Origin of the sequence: Vibrio sp. Isolate25, from assembly GCF_022398025.1 — a bacterium.
Lineage (GTDB): Bacteria > Pseudomonadota > Gammaproteobacteria > Enterobacterales > Vibrionaceae > Vibrio > Vibrio coralliilyticus_A.
Window position 1 is genome coordinate 508,718 of sequence record NZ_JAKEUT010000001.1, and the last position, 23,771, is coordinate 532,488.

At 44.0% G+C, this 23,771-nt stretch carries 17 protein-coding genes; 8 read left to right on the forward strand and 9 right to left on the reverse strand.

Translation table 11 applies throughout. The annotated features are described in order from the left end of the window. Positions 1-15: 15 nt before the first annotated feature. Positions 16-1,014, reverse strand: coding sequence for a 2-hydroxyacid dehydrogenase (locus tag L1D15_RS02280; protein WP_239874540.1), 999 nt, complete (start codon positions 1,012-1,014; stop codon positions 16-18). Positions 1,015-1,323: 309 nt separating this feature from the next. Here L1D15_RS02280 and L1D15_RS02285 point away from each other — a divergent pair, with 309 nt between their 5' ends. The 6 genes from L1D15_RS02285 (at position 1,324) to L1D15_RS02310 (ending at position 9,293) form a co-directional block, all read left to right on the forward strand. Beyond that, the gene (locus L1D15_RS02285) at positions 1,324-2,961 is read left to right on the forward strand and encodes a methyl-accepting chemotaxis protein (RefSeq protein ID WP_239874541.1); all 1,638 of its coding nucleotides are present in this window, start codon (positions 1,324-1,326) and stop codon (positions 2,959-2,961) included. Between the two features lie 58 nt (positions 2,962-3,019). After that, positions 3,020-3,538, forward strand: coding sequence for an NUDIX hydrolase (locus L1D15_RS02290; protein ID WP_239874542.1), 519 nt, complete (start codon positions 3,020-3,022; stop codon positions 3,536-3,538). Positions 3,539-3,744: 206 nt separating this feature from the next. Further along, positions 3,745-5,562: an extracellular solute-binding protein gene (locus tag L1D15_RS02295; protein ID WP_239874543.1), complete on the forward strand. Its 1,818-nt coding sequence runs from the start codon at positions 3,745-3,747 to the stop codon at positions 5,560-5,562. A 10-nt stretch (positions 5,563-5,572) separates the two neighbouring features. After that, on the forward strand, positions 5,573-6,661 hold the full coding sequence (locus L1D15_RS02300; RefSeq protein ID WP_239835265.1) for a microcin C ABC transporter permease YejB: 1,089 nt from the start codon (positions 5,573-5,575) through the stop codon (positions 6,659-6,661). Then, complete coding sequence (locus L1D15_RS02305) at positions 6,661-7,698, forward strand: ABC transporter permease (RefSeq protein ID WP_239835264.1); 1,038 nt, start codon at positions 6,661-6,663, stop codon at positions 7,696-7,698. The genes L1D15_RS02300 and L1D15_RS02305 overlap by 1 nt, the downstream gene beginning before the upstream one ends. Positions 7,699-7,700: 2 nt before the next feature. Beyond that, complete coding sequence (locus tag L1D15_RS02310; protein WP_239874544.1) at positions 7,701-9,293, forward strand: ABC transporter ATP-binding protein; 1,593 nt, start codon at positions 7,701-7,703, stop codon at positions 9,291-9,293. 95 nt (positions 9,294-9,388) lie between these two features. Here the strand turns inward: L1D15_RS02310 and L1D15_RS02315 are convergent, their stop codons facing one another. Both L1D15_RS02315 and L1D15_RS02320 read right to left on the reverse strand, forming a co-directional pair. Continuing rightward, positions 9,389-10,708: a diguanylate cyclase gene (locus L1D15_RS02315; protein WP_239874545.1), complete on the reverse strand. Its 1,320-nt coding sequence runs from the start codon at positions 10,706-10,708 to the stop codon at positions 9,389-9,391. Between the two features lie 118 nt (positions 10,709-10,826). Then, on the reverse strand, positions 10,827-12,602 hold the full coding sequence (locus tag L1D15_RS02320; RefSeq protein ID WP_239874546.1) for an EAL domain-containing protein: 1,776 nt from the start codon (positions 12,600-12,602) through the stop codon (positions 10,827-10,829). A 478-nt stretch (positions 12,603-13,080) separates the two neighbouring features. Between L1D15_RS02320 and L1D15_RS02325 the strand changes: the two genes are divergently transcribed. Then, on the forward strand, positions 13,081-14,730 hold the full coding sequence (locus tag L1D15_RS02325) for a response regulator (protein WP_239874547.1): 1,650 nt from the start codon (positions 13,081-13,083) through the stop codon (positions 14,728-14,730). Between the two features lie 81 nt (positions 14,731-14,811). Here L1D15_RS02325 and L1D15_RS02330 read toward each other — a convergent pair whose 3' ends face one another. Then, entirely contained in the window at positions 14,812-15,609 is a 798-nt protein-coding gene (locus tag L1D15_RS02330; protein ID WP_239863924.1) for an ABC transporter substrate-binding protein, read from the reverse strand. Between the two features lie 102 nt (positions 15,610-15,711). Between L1D15_RS02330 and L1D15_RS02335 the strand changes: the two genes are divergently transcribed. Beyond that, complete coding sequence (locus L1D15_RS02335) at positions 15,712-16,128, forward strand: RNA-binding S4 domain-containing protein (protein ID WP_239874548.1); 417 nt, start codon at positions 15,712-15,714, stop codon at positions 16,126-16,128. Positions 16,129-16,162: 34 nt separating this feature from the next. Here L1D15_RS02335 and L1D15_RS02340 read toward each other — a convergent pair whose 3' ends face one another. The 5 genes from L1D15_RS02340 to L1D15_RS02360 form a co-directional block, all read right to left on the reverse strand. After that, on the reverse strand, positions 16,163-17,911 hold the full coding sequence (locus L1D15_RS02340; protein ID WP_239874549.1) for a formate--tetrahydrofolate ligase: 1,749 nt from the start codon (positions 17,909-17,911) through the stop codon (positions 16,163-16,165). Positions 17,912-18,070: 159 nt separating this feature from the next. Further along, positions 18,071-18,259, reverse strand: coding sequence for a hypothetical protein (locus tag L1D15_RS02345; protein ID WP_239835256.1), 189 nt, complete (start codon positions 18,257-18,259; stop codon positions 18,071-18,073). Between the two features lie 39 nt (positions 18,260-18,298). Beyond that, entirely contained in the window at positions 18,299-20,656 is a 2,358-nt protein-coding gene (locus L1D15_RS02350; protein WP_239874550.1) for a fatty acid cis/trans isomerase, read from the reverse strand. Positions 20,657-20,757: 101 nt separating this feature from the next. Beyond that, positions 20,758-22,377, reverse strand: a complete 1,620-nt coding sequence (locus tag L1D15_RS02355; protein ID WP_239875104.1) for a VRR-NUC domain-containing protein — start codon at positions 22,375-22,377, stop codon at positions 20,758-20,760. A gap of 63 nt (positions 22,378-22,440) precedes the next feature. Then, the gene (locus L1D15_RS02360) at positions 22,441-23,673 is read right to left on the reverse strand and encodes an OFA family MFS transporter (protein ID WP_239874551.1); all 1,233 of its coding nucleotides are present in this window, start codon (positions 23,671-23,673) and stop codon (positions 22,441-22,443) included. Positions 23,674-23,771: the final 98 nt, after the last annotated feature.

Genomic DNA, 23,771 nt, shown 5'->3' on the forward strand with positions numbered 1-23,771 from the left:
AGCCCTTTTTAATCGTTACAACTCTAGCAGCTCATTACCTGAGTGCTTTGCTTCACTGAATGCAGCAATATTACCCAGCGTTGTATCTGCAATGTTGCCTAACGCTTCGTCCGTCAGGAACGCCTGATGACCAGTAAACAGTACATTGTGACACGCCGATAAACGGCGGAAAACGTCATCGACAATCACATCGTTGGATTTATCACGGAAAAACAGTTCTTTCTCGTTTTCGTATACATCCAGGCCCAGAGCACCGATTCGACCTGTTTTAAGAGATTCAATAGCCGCGGCGGCATCAAGTAATCCGCCACGGCTGGTATTGATGATCATGACGCCATCTTTCATTTGTTCAAAAGCTTTTTCATCAAGCAGATGATAGTTTTCTTCTGACATTGGACAATGGAGTGTGATGATGTCACTTTTCTGGAAAAGCGCTTCTTTTGAGCAGTAGCTTGCCCCAAGTTCAATGGCGAGTGGGTTTTCAAACGGGTCCAAGCAGAGGATATTCATACCGAGTCCCTTCAGGATGCGCATCGTAGCAATCCCTATTTTACCGGTACCAATTACACCGACAGTTTTACCGTGAAAGTTAAAGCCAACTAAGCCGTCTAAGGAGAAGTTGGCATCACGGGTACGTTGATAAGCCTTATGGAAACGGCGATTCAGGCTCATCATTAGGCCAACCGTATGTTCGGCCACCGATTCTGGAGAATAGGCTGGAACACGAACCACTTGGATGCCAAGACGTTTTGCAGTGTTGAGATCAACGCGATCAAAACCAGCGCAGCGCATCGCAATTAACTTTACGCCTTGTTCTGCAAGTGATTCGAGCACTGGGGTGGATAAATCATCGTTTACGAAAGCGCAGACTACTGCACAACCGTACGCCATTTTGGCGGTCTTCTTAGTTAGCTGAAATTCATGGAAGTGGAGAGCAAATCCATATTGTTTATTAACTTTAGTGAAAGATGCTTCGTCGTAAGACTTAGCACTAAATACAGCGACATCTAACATGATGGGCCTCTCTCAAAATATTACGGGAGGAAATAAAACTGACTCTATTGAACCGTGATTTAAGAAAAAATTAAACCACAAATATTTTATGGCAAATGAAACACTTATATTCGTCAGGTGCTTGTAGTGACTTTTTTGTTATTAATAAAAATGTTTGCAATGTTCGGCCTATTTTCATCTCAAGGTCACTTTTTTACTGCTAAAGTGGTATTTATAAATTAAATGACTCTTAGCTTATTAATCATCGTGTTAAACGAGGGTTAGGCTAGGAGTTGATGAGGTTTTGTTCTCCGGTTAGGAAATATGGATATGATTAAACAAAGGCTTTCTGAAGTGTCCATAGCAGCACGAGCGTGGTCTATATTAGGCTTGTTTGCTATTGGTTTATTTGCGAATACTCTCCTCAACATTGCCCAGTCTCGGGAGCACATGCGTGAAAATTATGAACGTGGTGTCTCAACTTTGGTGGAATCAGCTTCCGGTGTCGCCAAACATTATTATCAACTTTATCAGGCGGGTCAGCTTTCGGAAAGTGAAGCTCAAGGTCGAGCTCTGCAAACTATCTCTTCAATGCGCTTTGATGGTGACAATTATATTTTCGTCGGTGACTCTAATGGAGTGCAACTTGCCAGTGGAGTACTCTCCTTGCTGGGTAAAAATATTCTTGGCTTAAAAGACAGTGAAGGTAAGTTTTTCGTTCAGGATCTTTATCAGGTTGCTCAAAACGGCGGCGGGTTTGTTGACTACAGCTGGAAAAATCCAGACAGTGAAAAAACGGATCCGAAAACCAGTTACGCTCTGATGTTTCAACCATGGGGGTGGATGATCGGTTCTGGTATGAATATGGTTGCCTTGCAGGAAGATATGCATCGTTCTGAGGTCGCATCGGCAGGCTACGCCATCGGTATCCTCTCGATTCTTTCTATCGCAATTGGCTTTTTCATCAAAACCATCACATCTCCAATCAAACGCACGGTTCGGGCGATGAAAACTCTTTCTAAAGGGGAGGGCGATCTGACTCAGCGACTTCCTGAAGAGGGCAGCAAGGAGTTGGTGCTTCTGGCTCGTTACTTCAACCAGTTTGTCGCGTCTGTACAAGGGATCATGCTCAGTATTAGCGACTCGGGTAGCCAGGTTTCTAGTGCTGCCAATCAGCTCGCTAATTCCGTTCACCATATTGACGACAGCCTGAATCAACAACAAACCGATGTCGACATGTTAGCAACGGCTATGACCGAAATGTTAGCAACCGTAGAGGAAGTTGCGGCTCGCACAGTAGAAGCGAACGATGCCAGTCGCTTAGCCGCGCAAGAAGCCAATCATAGCCACACAATCATTGATAAAAATGTCCAAGAAGCTAACGAACTTGCCGAGCAGATACAGTCTGCCAGCCAAGTTGTCCAAAAACTGGCCTCAGATGCTCGCAATGTTGATACGGTTCTTGAAGTGATTCGAGGCGTTGCTGAGCAGACCAATCTACTGGCGCTGAATGCTGCCATTGAAGCGGCGAGGGCGGGTGAACAAGGACGTGGATTTGCTGTGGTGGCGGATGAAGTAAGAAGTTTATCTTTACGTACACATGAGTCTACCTTGGAGATTCAAAACATTGTTGAGAAGCTGCAGGTGGGCGCGGAGAATGTGGTTAAAGTGATGGACCAAGGTACAGCGAAAGCTACCAATGCTTCTGAGCTTTCAAGTCAAGCAGGTGAAGCGCTAAATAAGATCAATAAAGAAGTTCATACCATAGAAGAGATGAATCAACATATTGCTACGGCCGCAGAAGAGCAGACAGTAACGGTCAATGACATAAATCGCAATGTTGTGAGTCTGAGTGATATGGCCTCGACCGTTTCGAGTGAGTCTGCGCAAATGGCCAGTTCTAGTAAAGAGCTCGGGCGTGTGTCAGACGGCTTAATGGCAATGATCAATCGGTTTCAACTCGCCTAGCTTGAGGCATCAGGGTGATGTGGTAGAATCGCGGCAAATTTTTCAATGCAAAGACTTCATGCGACACCTTAAAACAGCCATTCACCCTGATATTGATCATCTTGATGATAAAACCGTTTTCCAGCGTAAAGCTGCAAGAGCGATTGTCGTCGATGGTGAAGATATCCTCCTGTTATACACTGAGCGCTATCATGACTACACTATCCCTGGTGGCGGTATTGATGATGGTGAAGACATTATTGCAGGTCTGGTGCGTGAACTTCAGGAAGAGACAGGCGCGCAAAACATTCATAACATAAAGCCATATGGTATCTATGAAGAGTTTCGTCCTTGGTACAAAGACGACGCTGATGTAATGCACATGCACTCTTATTGCTACACCTGTAAAGTCGATCGTGAGTTAGGTCAAACCGCGTACGAAGACTACGAGATAAAGAATGGTATGAAAGCGGTTTGGTTGAACATTCATCAAGCGATCGCCCACAATGAAAAAACGATCGCTGAAAGCCCGAAAAAAGGCATGAGCATTGAACGTGAGACATTCTTGTTACACATGATCGCCAAGGAAATACTTTAAAAAATCACTAACCCCAAAGCCTGCTTGATTCAGCAGGCTTTCATTTCTCTCTATCGAATAACTTTCCCTCTGTTATTAGCATATCCTTCGTGAACTCTGCGATAGGTTTCAACTGAACGCCTATACTTATTCAAGTAATTGAATTATTAATATTAATTAATAGTATAGTGTGAAAAGAATTGCGAATTCAGCCGAGGGAACAGGGAATGACAAGAATGCGCCACGCCCTATTAGGGGCAATGATTGCGAGTTTAAGCTCAATCGGATATGCAAAAGTAATTGAGACAACCAGTTTGGTTGGGTTTGGCGAAGCTAAGTATCCACAAGACTTCACTCATTTTGATTATGTGAACCCAGAAGCGCCAAAATACGGCAAAATCACTTATGGTCAAGTCGGCACATACGACAATTTCAACCGTTTTGCTTCAAGAGGGGTTGCTGCTGCAGCGACAGCAGAGCTTTATGACACCTTGATGTTTAAACCTAGTGATGAAATCGATACTTACTACCCACTGATCGCTGAGCGAGTCAGGTATTCGGACGACTACACTTGGCTTGAATTGGATATCAATCCTAAGGCGCGATTCCACGATGGTGAGCCGATCACCGCGCATGATGTCGCATTTACATTTGATAAATTTATGACAGAAGGCGTGCCGCAGTATCGGGTGTATTACAAAGATATTAAATCTGTTACCGCCAAAAACGATATGACGGTTCGTATAGAAATGGCCACGCCGAATCGCGAAAAAATGTTCAGTTTTGCCCAATCAACCCGTGTGTTACCAGAACATTTTTGGAAGGATAAGACCTTCTCCGAACCTTTATCAACCCCACCAGTCGCCAGTTCCGCGTATAAAATCATCGATTACAAGTCTGGTCAGAGTGTGACTTATTCGTTAGTGGATGACTATTGGGCGAAAGATCTCCCAGTGAATGTTGGGAGAAATAACTTTAAGCAAGTTCAATACGATTACTATCGGGATGATACGGTTATGCTAGAAGCTTTTAAAGCCGGAGAGTTTGACTTCCGCTTAGAAAGTTCAGCGAAGTTTTGGGCCAACTCTTATATCGGTGTGAATTTCGATAAGGGCTACATCATTAAAGAGGAAATTCCTCATCAGAAGCCTGAAAATACGCAAGCATTTGTGTTCAACATTCAAAGTGAAGTCTTCAAAGATGCTCGAGTTCGCGAGGCATTGACTTATGCGATGGATTTCGAATGGATGAACAAGAACATGTTCTATGGCCAATATACCCGTACACGTAGTTACTTCCAGAATACTGATTATGAAGCGAAAGGTCTGCCAAGTGCAGAGGAGTTAACCGTTCTAGAGCCTTTTAAAGATCAAATTCCACCGCGAGTGTTTACCGAAGAGTATCAACCACCAGTCACGGATGGCTCAGGACGGATTCGTTCGCAAATGAGAACTGCGTTCAAACTGTTAAAAGATGCGGGTTGGGAGTTAAAGAATAAGGTTTTAACCAATACTAAAACAGGTCAGCCTTTTTCCTTTGAACTATTGATCTATAGCCCTACCGCTGAACGTATTGCGATCCCGGTACAGAAAAATATGAAGCGTCTGGGTATTGATATGAAAATACGTTCTGTTGATACCACTCAATATATCAAACGACTGCGTGACCGTGACTTTGATATGGTCTCTTCGTCGTATTCTGCAAACCCTTATCCGAGTCCGAACCTGATGATTGTCTGGAACTCTAACTACATAGATTCGACTTACAACACGGCAGGTGTTATTGACCCAGTGGTCGATAGTTTGACGATGCAGATATCGAAAAAGCAGCAAGACCCAGACGCATTACTTGCGTTAGGACGAGCACTGGATCGTGTGTTGCAGTGGAATTTTTATATTATTCCTCAATGGCACGTAAGTGAATATCGTGTGGCGATGTGGGATAAGTTTGAGCGGCCGACCACAATGCCAAGATACGATTTAGGCGTCGATACTTGGTGGATCTCCAAAGAGAAAGCCGAAAAACTTCCTGAAAAACGACGCTAGTGAGGGATAGATGGCTGCCTATATATTTCGTCGCTTACTTTTGGTGATCCCCACACTGTGGGCGATCATCACCATCAATTTCTTTATCATCCAAATTGCACCAGGTGGCCCTGTTGAGCAGGCAATTGCACAGCTTGAAGGTCATAGCTCTGGGATAATGGAGCGCTTTGCTGGTGGCGGGAGCGAAGTCGAATTGGACGTAGGAAGTGATGCAACAGCAAGTGGTTATAAAGGTTCGCGTGGCTTAGATCCAGAAGTCGTGGAGGAAATCAAAAAGCAGTTTGGATTCGATAAGCCGATCCATGAACGCTACTTTGATATGCTCAAAAACTACGCCACTTTTAACTTTGGAGATAGCTTGTTCAAAGGTGGAAATGTGATCGACTTGATTGTTGAACGGCTACCTGTGTCAGTTTCTCTTGGCTTATGGAGTACCTTGATTATTTATTTAATCTCCATCCCATTGGGGATAATGAAAGCCATCCATCACGGTTCCAGGTTTGATATTTGGTCGAGTGCCGTGGTCATTGTCGGCTATGCGATTCCGGGCTTTTTGTTTGCCATCATCTTAATTATCTTGTTTGCCAGTGGGAATTACTTTAGCTGGTTCCCGCTAAGAGGTCTCGTCTCCAGCAACTTTGACCAGTTGGCTTGGTATGATCAAATTATTGATTACTTTTGGCATCTTACCTTGCCAATTCTGGCGATGGTGATTGGTGGTTTTGCCACGTTAAGTATGCTGACCAAAAACTCTTTCCTTGATGAAATCAATAAGCAATACGTTGTCACAGCTCGGGCCAAAGGTCTTGATGAGAGAAGTATTCTTTATAAACATGTGTTTCGTAACGCCATGCTGATCATTATTGCAGGCTTCCCAGCCGCATTTATCAGCATTTTCTTCACAGGCTCAATGCTGATTGAAGTGATGTTCTCCTTAGAAGGGATCGGCCTGCTGGGTTTTGAGTCGACAATCCAACGCGACTATCCCGTGGTGTTTAGCTCGTTATACATCATGACGCTGCTTGGCCTTATTTTGAGTATTATTTCCGATTTAACCTACACCTGGGTTGACCCAAGAATTGATTTTGAGGCGCGTTAATGCTGACAAAGAAAAGACGTAACCCGTTAAATGAAGCGCGCTGGCAGAGGTTTCGGGCCAATAAACGTGGCTATTGGTCTTTGTGGATCTTTATGGTCTTGTTTGTGATCAGCTTGTTTGCGGAACTGATCGCGAATGACAAACCGCTGCTAGTCGAATATGAAGGCACATGGTATTACCCTATCGCCACGCAGTACGCCGAGACAGAGTTTGGTGGAGAGTTTGAGACAGAAGCTGATTACACTGACCCATACGTGATTGAGTTGATTGAGGAAAAAGGCTACATCATTTGGCCTCTGATTCGGTTTAGCTACGATACCATCAATTACAACATATCAGGTTCGGTTCCTTCTGCTCCAGATCACGTTAACTGGCTTGGCACGGATGATAAAGGTCGAGATGTCTTGGCGAGAATTATTTATGGTTTCAGGATTTCTGTCTTGTTTGGTTTCGTCCTTACCATTATTTCCAGTGTTATTGGTGTCATTGTTGGGGCAACTCAAGGCTATTATGGCGGTTGGCTAGATTTGTTAGGGCAGCGGTTTATCGAGGTTTGGTCGGGGATGCCGACACTCTTTCTTCTCATTATCCTTTCCAGCTTTGTTGAACCCAATTTCTGGTGGTTACTCGGGATCATGGTACTGTTTAGTTGGATGAGCCTAGTAGGAGTTGTGAGAGCTGAGTTTTTGCGCTGTAGAAACTTTGATTACGTGAGGGCTGCCCAGGCATTGGGTGTTAATGATAGCCGCATAATGAGCCGCCATATGTTACCTAATGCCATGGTTGCTTCACTGACGATGATGCCTTTTATCTTGTCGGGCTCTGTAACGACACTCACGTCACTCGACTTTCTTGGCTTTGGCCTTCCTGCTGGTTCTCCATCTTTGGGAGAATTGTTAGCGCAGGGGAAAGCGAACTTGCAAGCGCCTTGGCTCGGCTTTTCTGCTTTCTTTGTCTTGTCAGTCATGTTGACTCTACTTGTTTTTGTCGGTGAAGCAGTTCGCGACGCCTTTGACCCGCACCATCAGGGAAGCTAACCATGATTAGAAAAGTATTAACTATTGATGGGTTGTCAGTCGGATTTGGCCGTGGGAAAGAGGTCGAACAAGTTACTCATCGGGTCTCTTTTTCGATTAATCAGGGTGAAACCCTAGCGTTAGTTGGCGAAAGTGGCTCTGGAAAGTCCGTTACAGCTAACTCGGTATTAAAGCTCTTACCCAAGGGCTCTTCTCACTATTTAGAAGGCAGTATTCACTTTGATGGTATAGACATTCTGAATTGTTCTGAGCGACAGCTAAGAGGCATTCGGGGTGGTAGAATCGGTATGATTTTCCAAGAGCCTATGGTATCGCTCAACCCACTGCATAAAGTCGGTAAGCAGCTGGTGGAAACTCTAGCGATTCACCGTGGTGTTCGGCAGAAGAAAGCTGAAGCTTTGGCTATTGAATGGCTTGGTAAAGTAGGAATTCGTAACCCAGATGTAAAAATTAATGCCTATCCACATGAGTTATCAGGGGGTGAGAGACAGCGTGTCATGATTGCAATGGCTCTCATCAACGAACCTGAGCTATTGATTGCTGATGAACCCACGACTGCCCTTGATGTATCAGTACAGGCACAAATTCTAGACCTCCTAAAAGAGCTGCAGCAAGAGCTAGGCATGGCCATGTTATTCATTACCCATGACTTAAGTATTGTGCGGCGTATTGCTGACCGTGTCGCTGTGATGCAAAATGGCAAACTGGTTGAAGAGGCTGACTGCAAGTCTCTATTTTCCACTCCCCAGCACCCCTATACACAAAAGCTGATCAACTCGGATCCAAGAGGTTTACCCGTCGAAGTTCCGGCTGATTCAAGTGGCCTTTTGTCTGTTGATAATCTCCGAGTTTGGTTCCCAATTAGCGGCGGCCTATTTAAACGTGTGGTATCGCATATCAAAGCGGTAACCGATATGAAGTTTGATCTTAAACGTGGACACTCCATTGGTTTAGTCGGAGAAAGCGGATCTGGTAAGTCGACAACAGGAATGGCTATTTTGCGTCTTGTTCACTCTGAAGGTTCAATTTCCTACCAACAACAAGAGTTACAAGGCTTAGATCGCAAAGGAATGCTGCCGTATCGCAGTAAAATGCAGGTAGTGTTTCAGGATCCGTTTTCAGCACTTAATCCGCGAATGTCTGTGGCTCAGGTCATTGGAGAAGGGCTACGTGTCCACCAAGACTATGACGATGAGACGGTCGATAGAATGATTTGTGATGTGATGGAAGAAGTGGACCTTGATCCGGAAACCCGCTTTCGCTATCCAAACGAGTTTTCAGGAGGCCAACGGCAGCGAATTGCAATTGCAAGAGCGTTGATTTTAAAGCCTGAGTTTATTTTATTGGATGAACCTACTTCCTCTCTAGATCGAACTGTCCAAGCACAGGTACTGGACTTGCTCAAATCTTTGCAGGAAAAGTACCGTTTAACTTATCTCTTTATAAGCCATGACTTGAATGTGGTTAAATCTCTGTGTCATTACACCATAGTGATGAAACAAGGAGAGATTGTTGAACAAGGAGAAACTGCGGATCTATTCCTTAACCCGAAGCGGGAGTACACCAAAGAACTGGTGGAACTATCCAGTTTTTAACCATGCTAACTAGAGGTGGCGACAAAGAGGCTGCATGCAGACCGCCTCTTTGTCTAAACGGTTTTAATCGTTTTGTACAGGTTTGAAAGCGCTGACTAAGTATTTGCGTAAACGGCATTTCGACCATTTTGCTTTGCTTGATACAGAAGCTCATCGGCGCGTTTAAGAGATTGCGATAGTGTACCTGAGTAAGGGTATAGTCCCCCAGAAATGGTCACCTTAGGTGCTTGAGTAAACTGGGATACATCCATGCGTATACGATTCATGGCTTGTTGTGCATCTTGCATGGAGGCTGTCCGGATCAGTATGACAAACTCTTCACCCCCAATTCTAAATGCATAGTCTGAAACGCGGATACGTGACTTGATAATAGATGCGACTCGTTTGATCACTTGGTCTCCGACATCATGGCCGTATTTGTCATTGACGGATTTAAAATGGTCTATATCGAAAATACCCAAGTAGTAATTGCCATTAGCGAGATTTTGCCTTTCTACTTTCTGTAAATAGTGTCGGTTGTACAAGCCAGAAAGTTGGTCGGTGTAAGTGATTTTGCTTAACTCTCGTCGTTCTTGCCTTAACTTGTACAAGTAGTACGAAGCACCAATACTCACACCCAGCAGAACCATAATCAAATACAGATACTTAGGAATAAACTCATCTTTTCCTATCACTTTAATCAGGTAGTAAGGTTTATTGCCAAAAAAACCAATATTACGATAGATGAAGTAGAGATCATCTTGTTCGAGAATACCTTCAGAACGTTGAGTTCTGCTTAGATCCCGCCAAACGGTCGAGTATGAATCGGATAGGTATTGATAGCGTTCTATCGATGGGTGAGAGCTTGAGTAGATAAACCCACTCTCATCTGCAAGGAGGATATCTTTTCTACTGGTGCTGTTGAACTCGCTCATATTGATGTCGACAACCAAATAGCCTATGTGTTTTGAGCCCTGATAAATAGGCGCAAACTCTGTGAGAAGACCCAAATCAGGCTGATAGAGAATTTGAAGTAAATCAGCATTGAGGCTAGAGGCATAAAAAGGCGTGTAGGAATCGATTAAGTTTTTATATCGATAACTGTGTTCTGGATTTTTGGTGACGATTTCTATTTTGTCGATCAAATCTTGATTGGTAAGCAAGTGCCTGATCACATCATTGAATGGCTCAGGGTGTTCAAAGTAGTTTTGCGCAAGCTGGGTTTTACGTAGGGCTAGGTAGTTACTGACTTGTTGTTTTCGAAGCTTCAGTGTTTCATCGATGGCTTTGAGTTGGAAAGAGATATCTTGTTTTTGTGCGTCTTTAATGAAACTCAGAGGGGTATTGATCGCGAAGACAGCAATGAGCATGATGGCCAGACATTTAAGCTCAATATTGCCGTTAGAGCGGGGAGACTTACTGTAATGGAGAATCATTGCTTGTATTTAATTTGGTCGAATTATCATCAAGAAAGTTGATGTTATTGAGCATTGTCACAAAAGTCTATTTCCCATGGTGAACCTTTTGTGACAAAACGTTTGTTGGCGAGGTGCGTCAAACTAAGGTGTATTGACTGGCGCTAGCGAGAGAAAGTGGCTTAGAGAACCAATACCCTTGGAGGAATGAAGCACCCATATCAGTGAAACATTTTTGCATCTCAGCATTTTCTATACCTTCAACAACGATATCCACCTTGTGCGATTGGCATAATTGAGTGATAAATGTGAGGTATTTTAAAGTAGCGGGGTTGTCGAGACATCGCCAAGCCATGGTTTTGTCGACTTTAATTTGCTTAAGGGGCAAATCAAAAAAGCTGTTGAGTGAGCTATATCCTGAGCCAAAGTCATCAAGGGAAAGTAAAAAACCGTATTCGCTCAAGCGGCTTAATTGGGAGATGGCACTTTTGTTGCCATCAAGAATGATCGTTTCAGTCAACTCTAAGACAATATTTTTTGTGTCGACTCCGTGTTGGTCGGCAATCAGTTTTATTCGATCTGGAAACTGATGGTTCAACAACTGTAGAACAGACACGTTCACATTCACACGAATGTTTGTTTTGTGGGTTGCTAAGTACCTTTTAATGAATTGGCACGCTTTGGAGAAAACAAGGTAACCTAACTCAACAATCAAGCCTTTCTTTTCAGCCACTTCAATGAATTCATCGGGGTAAATTTCACCAACCGTGTTACTTTTCCAACGTACCAGCGCTTCGAAGCTGGCGACACGATTTGTCTTGGCGCAGATGATAGGTTGGAACTTAACCGTCAGAGTTTCGTTATGAATGGCGTTGGCAAGTTCCCGCTCGATGTAAAAGTGTCGGTCAACTTTGCTTTTCGTCTCATCATTGTAGACACCAACGCGATTATGTCTTTTTTCACCTGCAAACTGACAGGTACGCGCAGCGATTTTAATCACTTCTTCCGCTGCGAGTCCAATGTCAAAGCGAGGAAACATCCCGATGCTAATATCTGCACCATACAGGTATCCACTGGCTTGAACCGATTGTTGGTAAGTCTTGGAAATATTTTCTCCTAGCTGCATGAGCTCATCAGTCGAATATTGGCCTCTTATCAATACAGCAAAGTCATCGGATCGGACACGATAGATATCAACAAAGTCATCGGTAAACGAATTTAATGCCGTGATAAGGTGTGACATCACATCACGTAAAATATGGGGCCCGTAAGCGCTGAGGTACGAGCGAATATCGCCAATTTGGATATAGACCAGTGAATGTAACCCCGGTAACTGGTCAGCTAATCCATCAATATCGATGATGAGTTTCTGACCATTAGATAGCCCAGATGCATTGTCTCTAAATGCAGCTTGCTGAACGTAGGTTTCCATCAATTTTCGGTCTGAAATATCACGGTGGCAGCCAATCATAAAACGTGTACCGTTAATGGTTTTGGTCACCGCCGTTCCTTCAATCCAAACATATTGACCGGATTTGTTTTTGACTCGGTATTGAGTCGATAGCTTACGATCATCCTCTTGGAAGTGTGTGTCAACTTCACCTTTTAGCATGGCTTTATCCAGAGGGTGTACTAGGTTAAACCATGCATCTAGATGACATTGACCAGAGGCAATATCATATTTTTCATAAAAAGTAGGATTGTAAAAAAAGATCCGATCATCATCGGTCATATAGAAAATACCATCATTAAACACATCAAACATGTGCTTAAAGTGGTTATCCATCAATTCGTCAAGTTCGGCGCCACTCAGAGAAGCGGAGCTTTGTCCTGGTAAGTTCTCATTGGCAGAGCGGCTACCTGAGATCGACGAAGCGTTCGATTGCGACGTTTTGTTCTTGATGATATGTGACATTTAATTCGACGTACCTAATCCAACACTTGGTAAGCCTTCCATAAGCTTTATTGTTTAAATTTATAAATATCTTCCGTGTAACCTATATTTGTAACATGAAATATTTATTAAGCTCCAGCAGTCAAGCCAGTATCGGGCAGTAAATGTGAGCTTTTATTGATGTGTGTTCATATTTTAAGCTGAAATGTCGTTTTCAGAGGTAGCGAATTGGAGAAATGAGAAGCTGCGCTTCTAGAATTTGGCTGTAATAATTCGTCACTTGCAAAGTCAACTTCATTTGAAAAATGATTGGGTTTGTTAGGTGATAATGTGCCAAAAGTATTAAATGCATTGCTCTTGTAAATACTGTTTTATCAACTATTACCCTCGTTTTTGTGAACGGTAAATCCTGACGAAACTCTGATAAAACTGACGTTTTAATCAGCTTTTCCTTTCTATACCCTAACGAGCAATTTCACTCTAGTCAAAGCAGTTGAATATGTTCGGCCAAATCCAAAACATCAGCCAAGCGGGAGTCTTGATCGCAGACGACTCTCCATTGGTCGTAACTAATTTAAGAATTTTGCTTAGGGAGCTGGGCTTTAGTGACCGTTTAATCTTTACGGCTAAAGACGTGCGATCGGTCTATCAAACTTTACGAGAAATCTCGATTGACTTATTCATTTGTGATTATAGATTTGGCAAGGAGCTTAACGGCAAACAAATATACGAAGAGTGTTGCCATTATGGTTTGATTCGCTCTGAATGTGCATTCGTTATGTTGACGAGTGAAACAACAGGAAACGTTGCGCGCTCAATTTTGGAGGCTGAACCTGACGAATACATTCTTAAGCCGTACTCGATTTATGACTTCAAGAAGCGAATTCTACGCGCTTACAAGCAAAAGCAAATATTGTCTTCTTTACTGCGATCTACCAAGAAGGCGAGTTTCAAAGAGATAGAACACTCCTTTAACAAAGCTAGGGAGCAATACCCTGAATATTCAACCAGTTTTGTTCGTGCTCAAGGGGCTGTGTACCTGAGAGAGCAATACACCGAACAAGCATTTTCACTTTTTCAGGCTTGTCAGCTAAAGTGCACCAGCCATTGGGCTATCGTTGGTTGCGCAATGGCGTTAGTCATGGAAGGTAAAGAAATCAAAGCACAAGTATTGCTTCAGCAATGGATGGATGAAACAGGTAAAAAGCCATCTGCAGTGTTAGACGTGCAAGCGTTATGTTGTTTGTTACAGAAAGATCGTGAGGGAGCCCAACAAGCGCTACTTCAAGCGATTAAATTTTCAAAAGGAAGCGCATCTCGTCTTTTGGCTTACATTCACTTATGTGAAATGGAAGAAAACTATCAGAGCGTAATGAGTCACTTAGCTGTGTATCGAGATCAAATCGTCAATACACACCGTAATACAGTAGTGAATGCCACTCACGTTCTGCGGTTAAAATTGCTCACAGCAAAAGCGCAAGGACGATCTATTTCGATGTCTGCTCACCATGAGTTGTCCAATATAATGAAGGCAGACTTGTCCGATCATGATGCATTGGCGCTCACTTTAGTCGATGTACATATTGAGTTGCATGATAAGAACTATAAAATTGCTCGGATAAAGTTGGCAAATTTACTCAAGAACTACCAGAAACTAGACCTGCCTTTACTGGATTATCTTTTATTTCTACTTTACGAAACAGACAATTACTATTGGTTTGACAAAGTCACTCACCATGTTCGAAGTCATCGCTCTGGCTCGACACCATTGTTGGGAGAGGCTTCCTTGCAATTATTAATAGAAAACCGGATTGAACGCGGTAGAAAACGTAAGTCCGATTTAGTGAGACTATTGTGTCAAGTTGACAAGTATGCAGTTCAATCCGTAGATAAGGCGATAGCTCTGTGCCTAGAGGTTTTTAAGTCTAGACTGCAATGTGTGGAGGTCGCCAGCAAACTGTTATCGCTCCTAAGCCGAGAAATCCCAGCAAAGGTGAGTCCTACTGACGTGAGAAAAGCGATCTTTGACTGCGAAGCCGCTATTAGCCATACATCGAGTTTGAGAAGGAGCGAGCGTATTGAAGCGCAAAAGAAGCTCAATTTAGTTAAGCACAAATTTAATCGATCATTAGCAGCTGTGACAATGTGAGAGTGAAACCAATATTTGAGTTGATACTTTGTACCCCAGCAGAATTCCGGTCATACTTCGCCTTGGTAGCACATGAATGACCTACAGGCTACTATCGAAATAGGCTTTTATGATGGCTTCAATCTCGCCTTGTTCTTGAAGTTTCACTAGGTTGTGATTGAATTGTTTGACAAAATCTTGCTTGAATGGATAGTTATCGGGTTCACGATTTGTAAATCCTAAATAGCCCTGTTCAGCACTAACCACTGCACCTAAGGTTAGCTGCCAGTCTTCTGGTAGTAATCCTTCCTGGGTCATACGTTTAATTTCCCATAAAATAGACAATCGGTCATTCATGTAACAATCGATTTTTTTGTCATGAAGATTAGTCAGATTAGGTCGGTTACCTTTGGCTTCGAGTAGAGTGATTTTCCCTGCTTTGACGGCATCCCAAAACTGTTTGCCGCCAAGGGCAAAGGCCTCATTGACACCGACTTTTAAACCAAAGTAATCGCTTGGCCAACGACTTAAAGAGCGTGTTTTTACACTGTCTGAGTTGCAGAACACAACCACTTCTTCATCAAGAATCGGTTTAGAGTAGGGGGAGATATAAAGGCGTTTGTCGGAATAATAATAGGGCGGATAGAGCGCAAAACCTTGACCCACTTTGAGCATCTTTAACCCACGCTTCCACGGAATTGGGACTAGTTTAATTTCATAGCCCGGCATCTCTTCAAAAACACGACGTAAAATATCACTGTAAATGCCTTTTGCTATGCCATTTTCACTATAGCTATAGGGTGGATAAGAGTCGTCACCATACACCAGTACTTTAACTGGGGGAGAATAGGCGACTGCCTGACATGAAAATAAGAGCAGAATGAGTATCCATCTAAGCAAAGCGAGTACCTTTAAAATGCTTTTTCTATGATTAACTTTAGTTTATTTATTTAAGGATAGGCATTAGACTCTGCTTTTTTCTAACTGCGGCTGAAGTAAAACATGACGGATGACTACCAAAACGAGCAAGAGATTGAAATTGAAGCGATAGGAATTGAGGTTTCAACTCAGCCCATAGAGCTGTATAAGGTATTCAAGATCGCTAACCTTGTCGGTGGAGGCGGTGAAGCGAAACACATTATTGCAGAAGGCTATGTTGCGGTTAATGGTGAATTAGAAACTCGTAAACGCCGTAAAATGTACGATGGTGATTTCTTCGAGTTCAACCAAGAATACTATGTTGTGATTTGCGATGCCCCAGTGACTGAACCAGAAGAGCGTTCAATCACTAAATCGGACTCAAAGCCGGAGAAGAAGCGTAAGCCACCTAAGACAAGTCAAGAAAAGAAAGACAGTGAACAGAAGAAAAAAGGTAACAAGAAAAACGAGATAGGTCGTTCAAATATCGATTTTCTATAAAGCTCACTGCTCTGCTTTGACCTGAGCTTTTGAGCTAGCTCAGGCCGACGATGTTGCCTGCATCATCCAGATCTAGGCTCATGAAAGCGGGTTTTTCTGGCAGGCCAGGCATGGTCATCACGTTACCACAAAGCGCGTAAATGAACCCAGCACCAGCACACAGCTTTAGTTCTCGGATTGGAACATCAAAATGCGTTGGTGCCCCCTTCACAGAGCCGTCGGTAGATATGGACAGTGGTGTTTTTGCAAGGCATACCGCTAGGTTATCGAACCCTTGCTGCTTGTATTCTGCCAACTGCTGTTTTGCTTTGTCGCTTAGTGTGACTCCTGCGGCGCCGTAACCGGATTCAGCTACCGCCATTAGCTTTTCTTCTGTTGTCTGCTCGAAATGATACAGGGGTTTGAAGCCCGTTTTTTGCTGACATTGCTTGACTACTTTTCTCGCCAACTCAGTTGTGCCTTCCCCACCATGGGTGAATCCTTCACTGATAGCGACTTCAACATTGTTCGGTAGAGCTTGAATCATGTCAGACAGTTGCTGCAATTCATGTTCACTATCCTGTGGAAAGCGGTTGATCGCCACCACTGCTGGGATACCGTATTTGTTGACGTTGTTAATGTGCCACTTGAGGTTATCGAACCCTGAGGCGAGTGCGACAGGATCTTCCTCAAAGAGTGAATCCGGTAAGGCTCGGCCGGGCTTTAAGTCGTAATGGCCCGAATTTGCTTTCAATCCACGTAAAGTGGCAACCACGACAGCACAATCTGGTGCCTTGCCGGAGACTTGCGCTTTGATGTTACACGCTTTTTCAAAACCCATATCAGAACCGAAACCACCTTCCGTTACTGTGAAGTCACACAATTTCGTGGCAATGTTGTCAGCAATGATTGAAGAGTTGCCATGGGCAATATTAGCAAATGGGCCTGCGTGGACGAGAGTGGGGACTCCTTCGAGTGTTTGCATCAATGTGGGTTCAATCGATGCTTTCATACTCACCGCCATTGCACCAGCAACTTGAAGATCTTCTGTTGTGACAGGTTGACCTTCAAGATCATAAGCGACAACAATTCGTCCAATGCGCTGACGCAGGTCTTTTAAGTCACTGGCCAGAGCCAGTACAGCCATAAGTTCCGATGCTGCCGAGATATCAAAACCGTCTTGCCTTTCAAAGCCATTAATATTTTTGTCATGAGTATTTCGGCCGACAGTGACCATACGTAGGGCTCGATCATTATGGTCCATGACACGTTTCCAAACGACACGCTCTGGATCTATACGCAGTGCCTGTAAACCTGAACGCTGCTCAAAATTCTGATAGCCTTCTCGCTGCTCATGATAGATCCTTGCATCGATAGCTGCCGCAGCTAGGTTATGTGCAGCGGTAACGGCATGAATATCGCCAGTCAGATGCAAATTTAACTCTTCCATTGGAGCTACTTGCGAATAGCCACCGCCAGCAGCTCCACCTTTCACACCGAAAACTGGGCCCATGGAGGGTTGGCGAATACATGCCATCACCGATTGATTGATTTTAGCCAGTCCTTGAGCGAGGCCGATAGTAGTAACGGTTTTCCCTTCGCCCAGAGGGGTTGGAGTGATAGCTGTGACTAATACCAACTTACCCGAGTTATTGTTTTGTAATCTGGTTAAAGCACTCAGTGATACTTTCGCTTTATATTCCCCTTGGCTTTGATATTCGCTGTCCAGTAGTCCTGCATTTTGGGCAACTTGGTTAATTGGGTGTAATGTTTGAGAACGGCAGATTTCAATGTCCGACAGCATAAAACCCTCCATGTGTAAGAGTTTGAAGAGAAATCAACGCGACATGGCGTTAAGGGTGTCGATAACGATTAGTCGTTACCTTATTTTGCAGTAGGAGGATTATACGTGTTACGTGATGTGGAAGGCAAAAGAAAGCCCCGTAAAACGGGGCGTTCATCGTTAATACCAATCGTCCTCGGGGATTATTTTTCCCTCAGGTGCGTAAGGACCATCATCGAAAGGATGTTCAGCTTTGCCGCGCAAACTTTCTAATTGATGCTCAAGCATTTGGACAGTGTCGTAATCACCCTCTGAGCAAGCCACATAGATTTGTTGCTCGATAGCGCGAATACTATCTCTAATACTCATACTCACCTCCCGCGTTAGAAAACGCTCGGTTGAACAGTTCTACCTATTCTCAAAACGATTATAGTCAAGTAGACCAAATTCGACAGGCTGATTTTCTTTGTACCAAGCATGTATTTTGTCGCTGAAAGGCCAGAATTTGTCTGAGCTTCGGCGGATTGCGAATCGATCCAATAACTTAACGTAGTCGTCTTCCGAGCGGACATTTTTTATCATGCTGACGAGCTGAGTAATCTCGTCTTCATGTAATGAAAGATACGCAGCGGGGTAACTTCCGATCACTCCTCTCACTAGAGTGAAATCATCATTTTTATAATCGCGATTACTTTCTTCATCGAATAAGCTAGAGATGTTGGTATGTGCATTGTTGTGGAGCAAAGTAAACAACTGCTCTTCACCAGCCTCAGACTCAATCATGAGCATAATAATTTGAGGAAAATTAAGGAGTCCTTTTCCTTTGATGTTGTCGATAGTTCGCAAGGCAGATTCATTGGCAGGCTTGAACCCGGTTTGCTCTATGTCGTAGCGATTGCTCAGCACCGGTGCAAGTTTTGTCTGTAAAATGTCGTAAAGCTCTCGCTTAGGGTTGTCGGTCTGATATGGAACCTGTGTTGGCTGATCAAAGGGCTTCACATTGTTATGTAAGAAATCACTCAGCTGAGGGCTTTGGTTTTGATACCAACTTGATTGCTCAATGTGGCGCACATCTCGCGGGAGGAGAGCGATAAAATTACTTTCGCCTTCGAGCCTCAAGAAGTCCATAAAAAGTCGCGTCATGAGCTGGTGGCCGAAGTTTCCATAGACATCAAAGCCAGCAACGAGTAGGTAGTGAATGCGCTCAATCAGAGCATAATCTAAAATCCAAGCCGTCTTTGGTGGCTTTCCAACTAAGCCTTGAACCACTGATGCGCTGTCAAAATGGCGGAACACGGTCAATGCGGCATTAGGATTGGTGCCATCACCACTCCAAAGAATATCCGTTGTTAAGTGTTTTCCATCTTTGAACCAGTGGTTAATAAAGTTGGACTTGGCTGTTAAGTAGCGAGCTTGCTGGCGTGAGTATGCGACCCAGCTTGTGATAGGTAAAGTATTGCTTTCCAACTCGGCTGGCAATTTTAAGTTTTCAGCTTGTGAGCGATAAAACTCATTCACCTCTGGAATATCTGATTTCTCAGGGTCAAGAAAGAATACCCAAAAACGATCATTAATCACATTGAGTGCCAATTGCCCACGACAAACGGGGCCTTTTATATAGGCGTTAATAGTGTTTTGTGCATTGTCCAACATGAACTTAAAACGAGATTTTACGGGTAACTCAATAAATGCCGTCATTGGGTTAGCCGCTATTTCAGGTTCATACCCGGGGAGTTGAGCGACGTCATAATCTGCTTCGAGAAACCATTTCTGCCATTTATCCATACGTTGGGTGTTGAGAGCGAAGGGCATATGGGTCTTATCGACAATAGTGGCCTGTACAGGAATTAGGCGGTAGTAAACACGCTTGGCTTGTGGATCATCGTAAGGTCTTCTTGTTGTGATACGTTTGAGTGGTTGTCCCGGAGGCGTTTTTGAACGAACCAAAGTGAAAAAACGCGGTGTGGTTTCATTCAGCTCTGAGAAATACAGATGGGATAAAAACAAATGTTCATAGATGTAGCGTGCGGTAAGCTGTGCTTTGCGAGAGCTTTTGTTGAGAAATTGCTCGTATTCGTTGACCAAAGCTTGGTGTTCTGTGGCCAGTGGGATTGGCGCATTCATTAAAGCGCCATCTTGCAACCAGCTCATGAGTGTTGAGTATTCATTTGGTGATAGGTTAGGCATCCCAAAAGGCATGCCCCAACTAGGGTAATCTTGAGCATAGCTGTCATACTCTTCGATGGTTGGGCACTCCTGAGAGCGATCGATTGAAAAATCAAATCCTTCAAGTTGGGCTTGATCTGGTAAAGGGTGAGCTTCTTTTTGCATCAACAATTTGGCCATTAGGCCGGCTTCGATGTTAGCTGTTGGTGTTTGATCTCTCTCATTAAGTACGGGATGAAACCCCATAGAGCGCCATTGCTCTGTTGTTTGAGCATCTTGGAATAACCGGGTTGGTGTTGCTGCGGTTAAGCGTGTTCCTTGATAGACGAGTTCCTTGCTCGCGCCTCGGTCAATACCCTCCACGGAAGACATCTTAAGTTGGCAGGGGGCATCGTAGCAGGCGTGACAGACGACACAGCGGTTATCGATGATGGGTTTGACTTCGTTTAAGAAAAAATCACTAGGTTGGCTGACCGTACTAGCTTGCCTGTCACGGATCTGAGCCTCGCCAAACAGTTGGTTGTAATTGAAACCTGCATAAGTGGCACAACCAGCGAAGGCGGTAACGACAGTGAGAATAAAAAAGGAACGTAAATTCATTTGGATAATAACTATATTGACGAGGTTTGATAATTTCAGCAGAAGGATATTAAATTGGCAAATAAATAAGAGCCTTGTAAGGCTTCTGTCTTATCGGTGAGCTAACGCTGAGTATTCGTTACATAGCAAACCGAAAACGGAACGTGGAGCTTTTGGAAGTGGTCAATCCAACGCCACTGATTGTCTTGGAGGCGATCCCCCGGCCCTTTGACTTCCATCCACTCAAACTTCCCATCTTTAAAGAGCACCAGATCAGGTAAGCCATTCCTATACAGTTTGAGGTCTTGCAACATGATCTTAAAAAGCTGGCATAACAATGAGATTGGGATACAGGTGAGAGCGTTTTCTAATAATTGCGGGGTAAACACATTCCAAGAAACAAATGGATTGTTTACGCCTACTTTGTCTTGATAAATCTGAGTTAGATTCGAAAGACCGTCTTCTTCTAAAACAGTGAAAACATGACTGATAAGAGACTGACGCTTGAGCGAGAAATCAGGCTGGTAGAGATCCAAGGGGCGATATTGATAACGATTGATAAATGCGCCTTCTATGGGACTAAATATCACCTCCCAAAATGCCAATCCAAATAAACCGTTGAGTAAGGTATTTTCAGAGTAAAACACGTTATAACCTTGCTGTTCGAAATGTTCTTTAACCGCTAGTTCAACGCGTTGATGTGATAAATCTAGCGATAGGTGTCGCTCTTGAAGAGTGGGCTTGCTCACTCTTGGGACTTTCAAGCCCTTAAGGCGTTGCAGACGCTGCTGTAGCCTGTTCGCGACCTCTTGCTCTGATACATCATAAGGGGTATGCAACATATCAGTGACAATGTCACTCATTGCATTTATGTGACCTTGCTTATCATAGATTCGTGCGCGACGTTCTCGCGACGGAGGTAATGACGTGTGCTCAAACCATCGGTTAGCAAGTTCGTACTCTTGGAGCCGCTCTAAATCACGTGCGATGTCGTTTATGAGGTGCTGACGTTTTCGCTCCACGTAGTTATGCGGGATTGGCGTGGCGAGCTGCGCAAGGTGATTCATCAGTGTTGGGACACATTGGCGATCTCCATTTAGATAGCTCTCCTGAGTTCGCGATAGAGTAAGCAGTTGATCCAATTCACCACGCGAAGCAAAGAATCGGCGCTCACGGCTAAGTTGGTAAGGCTCAAACTGATGTAGGCCAAGCTCATCTAGGACAAACTGGCTGAGATCTTGGTGGGTATTAGCAAAGAAAAGAGCCAACAGAACATCAATAACCTGTGGAGATTCAAGTCTGATGATGATGAAGCCTAAAGCGTTATATTCAGAGAAAGCTTGGGGAGAGAGTGCCTCTATGATGGCTCCTTTTTTGGCTTGTTTATTCGTGATATTAAACAGGCGGATCAACTCCGGCTTTGTGAGCAAACTGGAGGCTAATGTTGGGATTGATATATCAGGATTGAGTGTGACGAAATCCGAAGTATTGAGTTCATCTAGAGTAGTGTCAAGGTCGTCGATCTCATCGTATTTTAACTTGTCACTTCGAAACCATTCACCCTTGCGGGAAAGCAGCCTAACCAGTAGACACTTAGCCTGAATCGATAAATGCTCAAAGTTGTCTAACCATTGCTTTTCTGATGGAGAAAGTAAATCGGGGTACATTTCTTGAGCATGATGCGTCAACTTCAAGAAGTTATTTAGGTAGTAATCAGCAGGTAATACGCTAGGTTGGTGCATAATAGATAGAGACAAAAAAGGCTTAACCGCAAGGTTAAGCCTTTTAAAGAAATTTTCAAATTATCAAGCGTTTTTAAGCTCAGCCGATTTGGCTTCAGTGATTGGCTTAGTCACCATCGCTAATACGATACACACTGCCATCATGATTGCCGAAATGGTGTAAGCAAGACCGTAACCATCACCACTTGTCATGGAGAAACCAACGACAGCTGCGCCGATCGCACCACCAATACCCCATGCTGTGTATAGTACGCCATAGTTAGTGCCGTAATTCTTAAGGCCATAAAACTCAGCGGTCAGTGTTGGGAAAACCGCAAGTAGGGTGCCGTAACCAACAGCGGCAATAGCTGTGCCGATGATCAACGTGAATTCCGTTTTAAAGGTGGCAAACAGCACCATGTTGATACCTTGCAACACGAAAGCAAGGAGGAGTGTACGTACACCACCAATCTTATCTGCCAGTATACCGGCGGCTACACGACCACCTGAGTTAAATACCGCCAAGATGGATGCAAGATAAACCGCATTGGGTAAGTTAGCTTGAACACTCGCGATGGTGGTGATGTTACCGATGATCATTAGACCAACAGAAGCGGCAAATGCGTACATGATCCATAGTGAATAAAACTGAGGCGTCTTAAGCATCGACTTCCACGTTAAGTCCTCTGTTTTCTTTGTCGCTTTTGGCGCTTGGCCTTCTTTTAGGTTAGGTTCCGCTGGTGTATAGCCCGCTGGCGGATTACTGATAGTCGCAGCAAGAGGAACAGCGATCGCTAAAACGCCAGCGCCCAGTAACATAAAGCTGGTTTGAATGCCCATACTGTCAATCAATGCTGAAGTGACAGGTGCAAGATAGATCGCGGCAAGACCAAAGCCCGCAGCAATCAGGCCGTTGACCATCCCTTTTTTAGAAGAGTGGAACCATTTCATCGCCGATGGCGAAAGGCATGCATAGCCAAAACCGATACCCGCACCAGTGATCACGCCAAAGGTAATGTTCAGCATTAGTGGCGTTGTAGCAAAGCCAGAAGCAATCATGCCTAGCCCTGTCAGAGCAGTACCTAAAATCAATATTTTGCGTGGGCCCATACGATCTTGAAGGATACCCGCAACAAGAAGACAAACAGAAAAAGTGATGGTTGCGATCGCATACGGTGAAGAGGCTTCAGCTGCGCTCCAGCCAGACTCCGTTACCAATGCTTTGTTAAACACACTCCAAGCATACAGGATGCCAAGACAAAGGTTGATACAGAATCCCGCTAGCAGTATACGTGTCGCTTTATCAATCTTGCTCATTTTTCTTCTCAGTTTCACCTCTAAATAAGAGGTATGGTTAACAGGCTATTTATTCAAATTAAGTTTGCGTTTATCAACACAAAGCGTAATGGGCGCGA

Excerpts from the sequence above, each read along its gene's own strand:
- L1D15_RS02310 (WP_239874544.1), top strand. The coding sequence starts at position 7,701 with ATGATTAGAAAAGTATTAACTATTGATGGGTTGTCAGTCGGATTTGGC.
- L1D15_RS02305 (WP_239835264.1), top strand. The coding sequence starts at position 6,661 with ATGCTGACAAAGAAAAGACGTAACCCGTTAAATGAAGCGCGCTGGCAG.
- L1D15_RS02355 (WP_239875104.1), bottom strand. The coding sequence starts at position 22,377 with ATGCACCAACCTAGCGTATTACCTGCTGATTACTACCTAAATAACTTC.
- L1D15_RS02290 (WP_239874542.1), top strand. The coding sequence starts at position 3,020 with ATGCGACACCTTAAAACAGCCATTCACCCTGATATTGATCATCTTGAT.
- L1D15_RS02295 (WP_239874543.1), top strand. The coding sequence starts at position 3,745 with ATGACAAGAATGCGCCACGCCCTATTAGGGGCAATGATTGCGAGTTTA.
- L1D15_RS02315 (WP_239874545.1), bottom strand. The coding sequence starts at position 10,708 with ATGATTCTCCATTACAGTAAGTCTCCCCGCTCTAACGGCAATATTGAG.
- L1D15_RS02335 (WP_239874548.1), top strand. The coding sequence starts at position 15,712 with ATGACGGATGACTACCAAAACGAGCAAGAGATTGAAATTGAAGCGATA.
- L1D15_RS02350 (WP_239874550.1), bottom strand. The coding sequence starts at position 20,656 with ATGAATTTACGTTCCTTTTTTATTCTCACTGTCGTTACCGCCTTCGCT.
- L1D15_RS02285 (WP_239874541.1), top strand. The coding sequence starts at position 1,324 with ATGATTAAACAAAGGCTTTCTGAAGTGTCCATAGCAGCACGAGCGTGG.
- L1D15_RS02345 (WP_239835256.1), bottom strand. The coding sequence starts at position 18,259 with ATGAGTATTAGAGATAGTATTCGCGCTATCGAGCAACAAATCTATGTG.
- L1D15_RS02325 (WP_239874547.1), top strand. The coding sequence starts at position 13,081 with ATGTTCGGCCAAATCCAAAACATCAGCCAAGCGGGAGTCTTGATCGCA.
- L1D15_RS02280 (WP_239874540.1), bottom strand. The coding sequence starts at position 1,014 with ATGTTAGATGTCGCTGTATTTAGTGCTAAGTCTTACGACGAAGCATCT.
- L1D15_RS02340 (WP_239874549.1), bottom strand. The coding sequence starts at position 17,911 with ATGCTGTCGGACATTGAAATCTGCCGTTCTCAAACATTACACCCAATT.
- L1D15_RS02300 (WP_239835265.1), top strand. The coding sequence starts at position 5,573 with ATGGCTGCCTATATATTTCGTCGCTTACTTTTGGTGATCCCCACACTG.
- L1D15_RS02320 (WP_239874546.1), bottom strand. The coding sequence starts at position 12,602 with ATGTCACATATCATCAAGAACAAAACGTCGCAATCGAACGCTTCGTCG.
- L1D15_RS02360 (WP_239874551.1), bottom strand. The coding sequence starts at position 23,673 with ATGAGCAAGATTGATAAAGCGACACGTATACTGCTAGCGGGATTCTGT.